Origin of the sequence: Jatrophihabitans sp. (assembly GCA_036399055.1) — a bacterium.
Lineage (GTDB): Bacteria > Actinomycetota > Actinomycetes > Mycobacteriales > Jatrophihabitantaceae > Jatrophihabitans_A.
This window is the reverse complement of the sequence record DASWNX010000026.1, coordinates 81,813-94,046: the sequence shown is the minus strand read 5'-3', so window position 1 is coordinate 94,046 and position 12,234 is coordinate 81,813. Positions and strand designations below refer to the sequence as shown.

The window sequence follows — 12,234 nt, the reverse complement described above, 5'->3', positions numbered from 1 at the left end:
CGCTGCGCCGGCGGGTCGAAAGGACACTAAGGCCCGGGAGCCGCTGGCCGGCGGGTAGCCTCAGCGAGCGACCGCCGTGGACAGCTTCGGCGAGAATCCCGCAGCGCGGAGGGACAACGTGATGCTGCAGCGGCGACCATGTGGCGCTGAGCGGTTTCCCTGTCATCCGAGTTGCGTTCGGAGGGCCGTCGCGTCGCTTCCTGGGTTCGACGGCGTGACATCGAGGAGATCACCCAGCTCGCCCCATCAATGTCGACCGCTGAGCATCCGAGTGGTGAGACGGCTGCGGTGGGGCCGGACTGTCGCCGTGGCAGGTCGGGCAGATCGCGTTCGGTCAGCACGTCTTATCACGATGTCTCAGGGCCCGTTCTGGGAGGGACCGCGCTGTGGTTGAGCATCGCGTGGCCGGCGCCCCGCTGGACTTTTCGGGGCTGCGGGTGGAACTGGGCGTGCCGGGAGACTTCTCATCCCAGGCGGTCGCCTGCGCGCAGGCCGCGGCGCAGGCGGTGCGGCTTCCTGACCTTGACCGGACCGACCTGGAACTGGTTACCGTCGACCCGCCAGGCAGCATGGATCTCGACCAGGCCTTGCACATCGCCCCCTGCGACCACGGTTATCGGGTCAGTTACGCCATCGCCGACGTTGCGTCATTCGTCCCCCCGGCATCGGTGTTGGACTCCGAGCTTCAGGTGCGGGGCGAGACGATCTACTGCCCGGACGCCCGGGTGCCTCTACACCCCACTGTGCTCAGCGAAGGAGCGGCCAGCCTGCTACCTGGCCAGGTTCGTCCCGCGGTGCTGTGGCAGTTCGAGCTCGACGGCTTCGGGGAGATCACCAAGGTCGACGTGCGCCGTGCCCGGGTCCTTTCTCGAGCTCGCCTGGACTATGCGGGGGTACAGGCCAGCTTCGAGGCGGGACACCCGCATGCCGCTGTCAGGCTACTGCCCGAGGTAGGCGCGCTGCGTCTCGCGCTCGCTCGACAGCGACATGCCATCAACCTCGACCTTCCTGCGCAAGAGGTCGAGCGCGCCGGTTCGTCCTGGACCCTGCGCTACCGAGCGCCGTTACCGGTGGAGTCCTACAACGCCGAGATCTCGTTGATGACGGGGATGTCCGCCGCCCAGCTGATGCTGCGTGGCGGCTTCGGAATCCTGCGCACGGTTCCGCCGGCCGATAGCCAGGCGATCGACGAATTGCGCCGGATCGCGCCGGCCCTGGGAGTCGCCTGGCCCGCAGGAGCTGCACCCGGTGACGTGCTCGCCGGCCTGAGCCGAGCCGATTCTCGCCAGGTCGCGTTCCTCGATCACGCGGCCTCTCTGCTGCGCGGGGCGGCCTACGTCGCCTTCGACGGCCAACCGCCTGAGCAGCCGCTGCACGCCGGCATCGGCGCGCCGTACGCCCACGCGACGGCGCCGTTGCGGCGCCTGGTCGATCGCTATGTGAGTGAGATCTGCCTCGCGGTGCAGGCTGGCACACCGGTTCCGCAGTGGGTGCGTGACCGCGTCCCGGCCCTACCCGCGTCGATGGCCGCGGCCGATCACCGCGCACGTGCGGTCGACCGCGCAGTCCTCGACCTCACCGAAGCCTGGCTGCTGCGGGATCGCATTGGACAGACGTTCGCGGCAGTGGTGCTCAGTGCCGATGGCCACGGGGCCTCGATTAGCATCGAGGAGCCCGCCATACGCGCACGATGCACGGGCGCCTCGCTGCAACCAGGCCAACACATCCAGGCCCGGCTGGTCGCTGCTGACGTCGCTACGCGCACCGTTCGATTCGAGTTGGCCGGTCAGTGAAGCTTCCCGACGCAGGTGGCGACTCTCGACAGGCAGCGCACAGCTATGCGAAAGTAGCGCTCCCTCGCACCCCATGCGCTTGAGAAGGAGACGTCTCATGGTCGCTCGTCTGTCGGTCCGCCTGCTAGCCGTGCTGCTGTTCGCAGCTGCCATGTCGGTGGCTCAGCCCGCCCACGCCTCAACGCTCACGGTGAACTCCGCCACCTGCGCAGTGACCGGCTACTACGCCCCCGACCCGGCCAATTACGGCACCTTCTCTTGCACGGCCACCGCGTCGGGCGGCACCGGCAGCTACAGCTACAGCTGGACGGTCTTCTCCTGGTGCTGCGGCGACTCCTACTACGGCAGTGGGCCGACGATCACCGGCAACTGCAAGTGGGGCACGGCCCGCATCTTCACCGTGTACGTGACCGACAGCAGCGGCGCGATGGCCAGCAAGGGCGCCACCGTCAACTGCACGCGGCCCTGAGCCAGGCGCGGCAGCGATCCGGCGCTGGATCGGCTGGCCGGTGAGCGCCTGACAAGCCGGGGCGGGCTGATGCCCACCCCGGCCTCGCAGCTCAGGACGCGCTGAGCAGTGAAGCGCGCACCGCGTCGAAGGCCGCCGGCGCGTCACCGGGCTTGCCGCCGGCGCCCTGGGCCACATCGGCCTTGCCGCCGCCACGGGCGCCGAGGGTCTGCGCCAGCACCTTGACCAGCTCACCGGCCGAACGCCCGGCCGCCACCCCCGCGGAGTTCACGGTGGCGACGAAGGACAGCCGGTCATCGGCGGCTGAGGCGAGCAGCACGGCAGCCGGGCGGGACTGGTCCAACCGGTCCCGCACGTTCACCGCCAGGTTGCGCAGGTCGTTGACCGCGACCCCGGCCGGCACCAGCTCGGTCAGCAGTTGGACTCCGGCGACGTCGGTGGCACGTTGCGCCAGCGGCCCCGCCTGCTGCATCACCTGGCCGGCCCGCAGCCGGTCCAACTCGCGCTCGGCGTTGCGCAGCCGGGTGATCAGCGACTCGATCCGGTCCGGCAGCTCGGCCGGCGGGACCTTCACCAGCTCTGACAGGGCCGACACCAGGGCACGCTCATTGGCCAGGAATTTGATCGCGTCCAGGCCGACGTAGGCCTCGATCCGGCGCACCCCGGCGCCGACCGAGGACTCGCCGGTGACCGCCAGGGCGCCGACCTGGGAGGAATGGGAGACGTGCGTGCCACCGCACAGCTCGCGCGACCAGGCCCCGCCGATCTCGACCACCCGCACTTCGGCGTCATAGGTCTCGCCGAACAGCGCGAGCGCGCCGATCTCGCGGGCCTGGGACAGCGGCATGTACCGCACCGCCACCGGCAGGTCACGCCGCAGCGCGCGGTTCGCGGTCTCCTCGATGTCGGTTCGGGTGCGCTCGTCCAGGCCTTTGGACCAGGCGAAGTCCAGTCGCAGGTAACCCGGCTTGTTGTACGAGCCGCTCTGCAGGGCCGACGGGCCGAGCACCTCGCGCAGCGCCGCGTGCACGACGTGGGTTCCCGAGTGGGCCTGCCGCGCCGACAGCCGCCACTCCGGGTCGACCTGGGCGACCGCGTCGACGCCGGTGCGGAGCTCGCCGGACTCGACCTGCACCCGGTGCACGATCAGCCCCTTGATCGGGCGCTGGACGTCCAGCACCCGAAGCCGGGTCTCCGGGCCGGAGCCAGGGATGACGATGGCGCCTTCGTCGGCGACCTGGCCACCGGACTCGGCGTAGAACGAGGTGGCATCGAGCACCACCTCGACCGTCTCACCGGGGCCGGCGACCTCCACGAGCTCGTCTCCACGGACGATGCCGCGGACCCGGGACTCGATCTCCAGGCCCTCGTAGCCGGTGAAGACGGTGGGGCCGTGCTCACGCAGCTCGCGGTAGGCGGCGGTGCTGGCCACACCGGACTTCTTGGACCGGGCGTCGGCCTTGGCGCGCTGGCGCTGCTCGGCCATCAGCCGCCGGAACTCATCCTGGTCCACGCTCAGGCCGGCCTCGGACGCCATCTCGATGGTGAGGTCGATCGGAAAGCCATAGGTGTCGTGAAGCGCGAACGCCCGTTCGCCCGACAGCGCCGGCCGCTTGGCCTGCTGCGCCTCGCGCACGGCGACGTCGAGGATGGTGGTTCCTGAAGCCAGCGTCCGGCGGAAGGCGTCCTCCTCGCCGTAGGCGATCATCGCGATCCGGTCGTAGTCGACAGCCAGCTCCGGATAGCTGGGCGCCATCGCGTCGCGGGCGACCGGCAGCAACTGCGGCAGCACCGCGCCGTCGATGAACTCGCCGCCCAGCATCCGCGCCGAGCGCACCGCCCGGCGCAGGATCCGGCGCAGCACGTAGCCGCGCCCCTCATTGCTCGGGGTGACCCCGTCGGAGACCAGCATCAGGCCGGTGCGCACGTGGTCGGCGATCACCCGAAGCCGGACGTCGTCGGGCGCGGACTCGGCAGCCGAGGGCCCGGACGCGCCTCCGTAGCGCTTGCCGGCCAGCTCGGCGGCCCGGTCGAGCACCGGCCGGGTCTCGTCGATCTCGTAGAGGTTGTCCACGCCCTGCAGCAGGGTGGCCATCCGCTCCAGGCCCATGCCGGTGTCGATGTTCTTGCGGGGCAGCTCGCCCAGGATCTCGTAGCCTTCCTTGGCCGGGCCCGCGCCCCGCTCGTTCTGCATGAAGACCAGGTTCCAGAACTCCATGTAGCGGTCCTCGTCGACCGCCGGCCCGCCGTCCACGCCATAGGCGGCGCCCCGGTCGTAGTAGAGCTCGCTGCACGGGCCGCAGGGCCCCGGAACGGTCATCGACCAGAAGTTGTCGGCCATGCCGCGCCGGACGATCCGATCCGGGGGCAGCCCGACGACGCGGCGCCAGATGTCGATCGCCTCCTCGTCGTCGAGGTAGACGGTGGCCCAGATCCGGTCGCCGTCCAGGCCGTAGCCACCGTCGGCCACGGAGCTGGTGGACAGCTCCCACGCCATCCGGATCGCTTCTTCCTTGAAGTAGTCGCCGAAGCTGAAGTTGCCGTTCATCTGGAAGAAGGTGCCGTGCCGGGTGGTCTTGCCCACCTCGTCGATGTCGAGGGTGCGCACGCACTTCTGCACGCTGGTGGCCCGCGACCACGGCGGATCGAGCTGGCCGGTGAAGTAGGGCACGAACTGCACCATGCCGGCGTTGATGAACAGCAGGTTGGGATCGTCGAAGGGCAGTGGCGCGCCGGGGACGACCTCATGCCCATGGCGGACGAAATGGTCCACGAAGCGCTGACGTACCTCGGCGGTTTTCACGGCTCTCCTCACAGTGCGGCGGGATCGGCTCCATTCTCTCGGACCGCAGCCAATGCTTTACAGCGGGGCTCTCGACCGGACCCGGCAGCCGAGCGGTTCTCCTCGTGACTGGCGCCCGATGCAACGTAATGGGCGGGCTGCGGCATCTCTGAGAAGGAACCCCAACCACAGGAGTGAGAGCGGATGCGCGCACAGGCGACGACGGTGCCGTCTCTGGTCGCCGGCGCGCCGGCCGGGCGCCGCAGGACCGTCCGGCGGGCGCTGCCGGCAGCGGTAGCCGTGCTGGCTCTGGGCGTGCTGCCGGGTTGCGCGAGCGGCCCGAGTGCCGGTGACCGAGGCGGGCCGGGCGCCGATGGCGCGACCGACGGCGTGGGCAGGCTCGGGCCCTCGCCTGGCGGACGCCCGGAGGCGGCGCTGTCCGGCTGGCAGTCCTTTCCGGTCAGCGCCAACCCGCGGCCTCTGGTGCTCACCGGCGCCATGGTGGCCGACCCTGCGAGCGGTTTCGCCACCGACGAGGACAAGCTCGCCTACCTCGCGGGCGAGTACGAGCTCGGTGTCACGTTGCCTTCAGCTCCGCCGACCTCCGGTGACTACGCCATAGTCCCGGCGGAGGCGGCCCTTGATCGGCTTCGGGCCAACGTCAGCGGCCAGCAGGTCAGCTCCCGGCTCCGGATCGTCAAAGCCGGCCTGACCCGTGCGAAGTTCAGCACCGACCGCGGCCCTCAGCTATTGCCGGCCTGGCAGTTCAGCCTTGCCGGGGTCAGCGACAGCGTCCGGGTGCTCGCGGTGGCCCAGTCGGCGCTATGGCCGGCCCAGCCATCCCAGTCTGCCTGGTCCGAAGACCAAGCCGTCATCGCAGCCGACGATCAGAGACTGACCTACAGCTTCCTCGCAAGCCCGGCAGGGCCATCGCCGTGCGGAGCCACCTACGAGGCAAAGGTGACCGAGTCCGCGACCGCGGCGGTGATCAGCGTGGAAGAGATCACGCCCAACCCGGCTGGCGGCAGCAGTTCGGCTGACCAGGCCTGCGCGGCGATCGCCGCCCAGCGAACGGTCACGGTGCGGCTGGCGGCGCCGCTGGGCGGCCGGGTGCTCCTCACCTCTCAGGGGCATCCGATTGCCGTGGTCCAGCGCTAGCAGGCGCCACCGAGCTCCCGGCGGCGAAGCTCGCCGCGGCTTCGCGCAGTGCGCTCAGCGCATAGGCGATGCCAGGGCTGGCCGCGGTGCCACGCCGGATCGCCAGGTAGATGTCGCGACGGGTCTTCGGCTTGTCCGGCTCAAGGAACCGAACCAGGTCCGAGGAGGCCTGGTAGCGCACGGCGACCATGTTGGGAATCAGCGCGATGCCCTGACCATGGGCCACCAGCGTCAGCGCCAGGTCGAAGTCACCGCACTGACCGACGACCAGAGGGTCGAACCCGGCAAGCCCGGCCGAGCGCTCAAGCAGCGCCGCGCACGAGGAGGACGGCGTGCCCGCGATCCAGCGCTCCTTCTCCAGCTCGATGAACGACACGCTCGATCCGGTCAACGCGTGGCCGGCCGGCACCGCCACCAGCATGGGCTCGCTGAGCAACTGGCGCCGGTCCAGGCCCGGCGGCAGCCGCCGCGGCGCGACGGCGTACTCACCGGCCAGCACCAGATCGAGTTCACCTCGGCGCAGCGCAGGCAGGCTGTCCTCTGGCTCGGACTGCTCGAATTGCAGCTCGACGTCGGGCGCGGTCTCTCGCAGCCGGCAGATCGCCAGCGGCAGCAAGGCGCGGGCCGCCGTGGGGATGACCCCCAGACGCAACAAGCCCGACGCCAGTTCGCCCATGGAGGCCAGGTCGGCCTCGGCCGCGTCCAGGTCCCCGAGGACCCGCTCGGCGTGGGCCGCCAGCCGCAACCCGGCCGGGGTCAACCGCGCCGCGCGCTGACTGCGGTCCAGCAGCGGCACCCCCACCTGCCGCTCCAGGGCGGCGATCTGCTGGGAGACGGCAGGCGGAGTGAAGGCCAGCGACCGGGCGGCAGCCGCCACCCCGCCATGCTCCTGAATCGCCAAAAGCACGCGAAGTCGTCGTACATCCAACATAAAGGAAGGCTACCCGGTTAGGGCAAAATAGCTATCTGTGATTTTTTCAAGGAATTACCCGCGCGTGATGTGTGGTTTGCGAACTAATAGCTCAACGCGTCATACAGGTCTTGTCGTCACCCTGAAAACGAATTTCACCGGTGACCACACCCTTGTAGAAGCTTGCGAACGACGGGTCGAACGTCTCGATCTTATCCTTGATCACGTCGTGTAGACGGGGCACGTTGACCATCGGGACGCCCTGGTGGAAGTGGTGGGCTGTGTGCAGGTCATTTCCGTTGGTGAACCAGTGCCCGAAACGGCCGCCGTGGATGCTGCGGGTGTTGGACAGCACGTTGGCGTCGGTCTGGGTGTTCAGGCCGTAGTGCTCCGGCAACTCGATCAGGAAGTGCGTGGGCTCGGCGACCAACAGCGTCGGCAGCAGCCAGACCCAGATCAGGTAGGGGCTGCCTGCCACGACGCTCCAGGCCACGGCGGCGACGATGAACGCCGTCAACAACTGGTACTCGGTGCGGATGCGCTTGGCTGCGGCGGTCTTGGTCACCCGCGGGTTGGTCCGGCCGATCAGCGACCGGCCGATGTCCTTGGCGATCGAGCCATACCGGCCCAGGTTGTACGCGCCGCGGACGAAGCCCAGCGGGGAGTCCAGCCGGTGGAACTGGTAGTTGAAGAACTCCTGGTTCAGGTTGGTGCCCAGGAAAGCGTGATGGCGCAGGTGCTCGTACTTGTAGTGCCAGTACGAGCTCAGCATCGGCAGGCCGGCGATGAAGCCGAAGAACCGGTTCAGGGCCCGGCTGCGGAAGGCGTGCTCATGCAGGCATTCGTGCTGCAATTCGACCAGATGCGCATACATCAGGCCAATGACGATCACCGAGACCGCGATGGACAGCACGCCCGGCTGCAGCGCGACCCACGCCCAGGCCGCGGCGATGATCAGGACTGCCACGGTGAACTTGACGAGGAAGACCACCGGTCGCTTCTGGAAGAACTCGGGATCGAGGTTTCGCCGGATCTCGGGACCGCGAACGGGGGCGAGCAGAACATTCTGGGAACCGTCGAGGTCAGGCTCGACGTCTACTTGATTGGTCACTGGTGCTCCGCGATTTTCAGACCGCGCGGACGATGCGTGACGCAGTGCGTGCGCGATAGGTGAGTCGAGTGAGGTGACTGCTGAAAATGCCTCGGTTCGGATTTAGGGGATGAGTGTGTGCAAGTTTCGTCGATCACCGGGGAATGGAACAGCGCTGCTTTGGCCGGTAGCTAGTCAAGATATACCTGTGTGATACGAAATTCATAAAGATTCTGGATGCAGCCGTTAAGTGAAACTTTATGATCGTTCGTAACGCATCGATTGCGCCGAGTCACCCCCGCCGAGGCGCGGCCGCTCCGGCGGCTGTACAGGGTCTTGCTAGGGCAACCCGACGGCGCGCAGTTCAACATCGCTTGCGGCATGAGCTTCGGAAGAGCCTGAAGGGGATGTGGTCGGGGCAGGACCGACTGCCGACCTACCGGCCGTGTCGATACTCAGGGGTGAGTAGGTCGTCCGAGGTCAGGGGTGAACCGCGCGACACCGGTCGGCGCGTCTCCTCAGCTGTGTGCTTCCACGAAGTACTGATCACACCTGTTCCCACAGAGCCGTGAGCACCTGCCTCAAGCGCGTCATCCCAGTGTGAGCTGCCCTGAGCGTTGGATGGGGCTATTGGTAAAGGTTGGCCCGGATCGGCGCGCGGTCCCCGGTGTCGATCCGTCTATACCGAAGAGGGCCGGTGCGGCTCGCGCACGACCCTTAGGCGCGGCGCGGCTTGGAGGCGGGGGTCTGGCGGCAGGCCCTGCCAGACGATGTCGGTCTGCGTCCGGACAGGACGCTCGGCTGCGGGCAGCAGGTCGGTGAACAGCGCGAGGGTGTGGCCGAGCCCGGTGGCGGCGGGGGCGATGATGCCGTGCCGGCCGAGCTGGTGGGCGACCTGGGCAACCTTCTGGCATGCGGCGTAGGCCTCGCGATCCTCGGTGCCCGAGCACAGGACGTCGCGACTTAAACCGAGCTGGACGCGGGTTGCGGTGTCGCGCAGGTCGAGGACGTCGGTCACCGCCACTCTGGCGGTTACGAGCGCCCGGGGCGCGATTCTGGTGGCCAACTGTGCTGCCTCGCCGGGATCCTCGATCGGCCCGATGAAGTGACGGTAAGCCTCCACAATGACTGACTCGACCGGCAGGCCGAGATATAGGACGGGGAAGCCGTCGCGGGTGCCCCAACGGCCGTAGTTGAGGCGCCCGTCGAGCGCTGCCGGAGCGAATCGCAAGGCCACGTGTCGCTGCCATACGCCGGTGACCGATGTCGTCGCACCGGATGCGACCAGCTGAGGCAGCTCGTCCATTACTACATGGCTCCCGACAGGCGTTGGACCTCTTCGATGACGACTTCGACGTCGCCGGCCGTAAGCAGGTCGATAGGACGCTGGCTTCCGAGGTTGCGATTGCGAGCCCGCAACCAGATCTCGATGCCTTCGTCGGTATATACCGACGAGAGCTCGTCGACGATGAAGCGCAGATCGAGTAGTTTCTCCCGGCTTACGCCGCGTGGCGCAGTGTCACCAGATGCCCAGTTCTGCACCGAACGGACGCTGGCGCCGACAGCGGAGCTTAGTTCCTGCTGGGAGATGCCGGACCCGGTTACCTGCTCCACGATGCGCAGGTATGTGAGGTTGTCCCGGCCGGGCGCTGCACCCGGCTGCTTCTCCGACTCGTGAACGGAGCCCGACCCGATGCGTCGGCCAGGGGGGCGCGTGCTCTTAGCCAAGATGTTCCTCCTGCGTCATCACTTGCCGAGTATCTTGCGTCTTCAGTTGCGTGTCAACCTGCGGGTTGGTGCTACGATTATTCCTGCCATCGAGGATGGAGGCTTGCTGATGGCCACGTTGATCATTCGGCTTACCGGCATCGACACGCGGTTCGTATCGGGCCTGCTCGCTCCTCCCCGCCGCGGTACAGCGGTCGCGGACCGGATTGTGATAGAGGCGCACACCGCCGCTAAGTCGACCGCGTTCTCCGAAGCGACACGCCAGGCTGGTGTGCCCCTGCTCATCGATCCACAGACCTTCTACCTGCCTGATCACCAGCACCCCGCCGATCCCTGGGCACTGCTTCCCTTCGCGACCCCAGCACCGGTGTCAGTGAGCGATCTGATGAACCTCGGGCGCGCGGACCGGCTGATTGCGGAAACGATCGAATTCCAACTGAGCCATCACGCCAGCGCCGTCATCGCTCCGTATATCCACATTGAGTCCGCGACCGACGGATGGACCGAAGTCCAAGCTCTGTTGTACCGGCGTACTCGCCGTTACCTGGATCAGACCGGTGTGCGGCTGCCGGTGCTCGCACCGGTCGCGCTGTCCTGGCGGCTGCTGGACCGGACCCGCTGGCCGGCGTCGCTGGACCGACTCATCGCCGCCCTCGCTCAGTTGGCGCCGGATGAGGTCGCCCTGGCGGCGTCGAAGGTCCACACCGGCGCTCATGTCGAGCGGAGGCTGGCCGACCTCTGCGCAACGGTCGCGCGATTGGGACGCCGATGGCCCGTCCTGGCCTGGCGTCAGGGCTTGTTCGGGGAGGCATGTGTGGCCGCTGGCGCGGTCGGCTACGAGACCGGGATCGGGTGGGGCGAGCGTTGCGATCTGCGGCAGCGAATGGCGCAGCATCGGCGTCCTCCAGGTGACGGCGGCGCGGCGCGGCCCATCTACTCCGAAGTTCTCGGGGCGTCGCTGCCGAAGCGAACTCTGCAGGCAGTAATCAACGAGCCGATCGTCGGCCCGAAGCTCACTTGTCTGGATCCGCGCTGCTGTCCTCATGGCAAGCGGGACCTGATCGGGGATGCTCGCTCGCATGCAGTGGCGGCTCGCTCTCGGCGACTGGCGGCGGTGTCCGCCGCTGCTCATCCACGGTGGGCGTGGCAGTTGTTGGCCGGGCAGGCGAGCGAGGCGATCTTGCTGGGTGAGCGCATCAACCTGCTCGCGGCGCGCGGCGTAGCTCCAACGCGCGTGGATCTCACCGGGTTCCGCGCGATCGAGGTCACCGCGAAGGCTCGGCGCCAGCAGACCGGCAGGCACCACGCGGCCTGAGCCGGGTGAGCTTCCCATCTTGATATCCGCTTGATACCCGTCTTACCTGGTGGTCAGGGGCAGGAGGAACTGCCGACCTACCGCCTCAGGCCCCTCGCCCGTGCCCATTGAGCTACCCGGCGGTTCACCCGGCGATACGAAACGGGCGCAGAGTCCACCCGAGCGCCGGCGACGCCTGGCGACGCCTGCCCTCGCCTGGCGACCCGCGACGCCCGGCCTCGCCCGGCGAGGCCGGCCACGAGTCAGAGCGCCAACGTCCGGGCGGCCTCGTCGTAGCGGTCCAGGATCACCTCGGCCGCCGCCGGATGCGCTCCGATCGGTTCAGGCGCTCGGGGCAGGCCCAGGACCGTCTTGGCGTGCGCCTGCAGCCGGTCGTTGAAGTAGCCGGGCGCGAGCAGGTAATTGGCGACCTGCACGCCCTCAGGCAGCCCCTCCCGCCACCGCTCGTCGGTCAGGAACCTCGGGTGCACCCGGCAGCCGGTCTGCCGTTGGAGCTGGGCAGCGACCTCAGCGAGGTCCGCGGCGGCCTCCGGATCACGTGAGCCGGAGGCGAACAGCGCCACGTCGGCGTCGGTGAGGGGGCCCGCGAGGCGCATCCGATCCAGGACCGCCGCCGTGATCCGGGGATCGGGACCCAACTGCCTGGCCACTGCGGTGCCCGGGCGGTCGCCGACGGCCGCGGTGATGTCGATCTTGACGTGATAGCCGGTGGAAAGCAGCAGCGGCGCCACCACGACGGGTCCGAGAACGCCCGGCAGCGCGTCGCGCAGCAGCGGCTCGGCCAGCTCCAGCCAGCACAGCCGCACCCTGACACCGGGGCGGGTGCGGCGCACGAGCTCCACCAACCGCTCGATCTCTTCGACCCCCGCCTGGTCCCGGGTGCCGTGTGCGACCGCGATCAGGGCTGGTGCGTTGGCCGGAGCCGGGTGCGACGTCACCTGGTCGAGCGTAACTTCGCCCGACAGCAAAAATCCGGCTCCCCTGAGGGA

Annotated in this window: 10 protein-coding genes; 4 read left to right on the top strand and 6 right to left on the bottom strand. The window is 68.5% G+C overall.

Annotated features, from left to right (window positions below; genetic code table 11):
* Positions 1–386: 386 nt before the first annotated feature.
* Positions 387–1,793 carry an RNB domain-containing ribonuclease gene (locus tag VGB75_10095; GenBank protein ID HEY0167380.1) on the top strand — a complete coding sequence of 469 codons (1,407 nt, stop codon included), beginning with the start codon at positions 387–389 and terminating at the stop codon, positions 1,791–1,793.
* Positions 1,794–1,890: 97 nt separating this feature from the next.
* Positions 1,891–2,262 (top strand): hypothetical protein, encoded by a 372-nt coding sequence (locus VGB75_10090; protein HEY0167379.1) that lies wholly within the window; start codon positions 1,891–1,893, stop codon positions 2,260–2,262.
* A 91-nt stretch (positions 2,263–2,353) separates the two neighbouring features.
* Here the strand turns inward: VGB75_10090 and alaS are convergent, their stop codons facing one another.
* Entirely contained in the window at positions 2,354–5,065 is a 2,712-nt protein-coding gene (alaS, locus tag VGB75_10085) for an alanine--tRNA ligase (protein HEY0167378.1), read from the bottom strand.
* A 183-nt stretch (positions 5,066–5,248) separates the two neighbouring features.
* On the opposite strand from alaS, the gene VGB75_10080 reads away from it, so the two are divergent.
* Complete coding sequence (locus VGB75_10080) at positions 5,249–6,202, top strand: hypothetical protein (GenBank protein ID HEY0167377.1); 954 nt, start codon at positions 5,249–5,251, stop codon at positions 6,200–6,202.
* Here the strand turns inward: VGB75_10080 and VGB75_10075 are convergent.
* The 4 genes from VGB75_10075 to VGB75_10060 form a co-directional block, all read right to left on the bottom strand.
* Positions 6,162–7,109: a LysR family transcriptional regulator gene (locus tag VGB75_10075; GenBank protein HEY0167376.1), complete on the bottom strand. Its 948-nt coding sequence runs from the start codon at positions 7,107–7,109 to the stop codon at positions 6,162–6,164. The two genes, VGB75_10080 and VGB75_10075, sit on opposite strands and share 41 nt — an antisense overlap.
* Before the next feature lie 115 nt (positions 7,110–7,224).
* Positions 7,225–8,223, bottom strand: coding sequence for a fatty acid desaturase (locus VGB75_10070; protein HEY0167375.1), 999 nt, complete (start codon positions 8,221–8,223; stop codon positions 7,225–7,227).
* Positions 8,224–8,881: 658 nt separating this feature from the next.
* Positions 8,882–9,508: an RES family NAD+ phosphorylase gene (locus VGB75_10065; GenBank protein ID HEY0167374.1), complete on the bottom strand. Its 627-nt coding sequence runs from the start codon at positions 9,506–9,508 to the stop codon at positions 8,882–8,884.
* Between the two features lie 2 nt (positions 9,509–9,510).
* Positions 9,511–9,930, bottom strand: a complete 420-nt coding sequence (locus VGB75_10060) for an antitoxin Xre/MbcA/ParS toxin-binding domain-containing protein (protein ID HEY0167373.1) — start codon at positions 9,928–9,930, stop codon at positions 9,511–9,513.
* A gap of 109 nt (positions 9,931–10,039) precedes the next feature.
* Here VGB75_10060 and VGB75_10055 point away from each other — a divergent pair, with 109 nt between their 5' ends.
* The gene (locus tag VGB75_10055; GenBank protein HEY0167372.1) at positions 10,040–11,245 is read left to right on the top strand and encodes a hypothetical protein; all 1,206 of its coding nucleotides are present in this window, start codon (positions 10,040–10,042) and stop codon (positions 11,243–11,245) included.
* 242 nt (positions 11,246–11,487) lie between these two features.
* On the opposite strand, the gene VGB75_10050 is transcribed toward VGB75_10055, so the two are convergent.
* Entirely contained in the window at positions 11,488–12,183 is a 696-nt protein-coding gene (locus VGB75_10050) for a CbiX/SirB N-terminal domain-containing protein (GenBank protein HEY0167371.1), read from the bottom strand.
* Between the last annotated feature and the right edge of the window lie 51 nt (positions 12,184–12,234).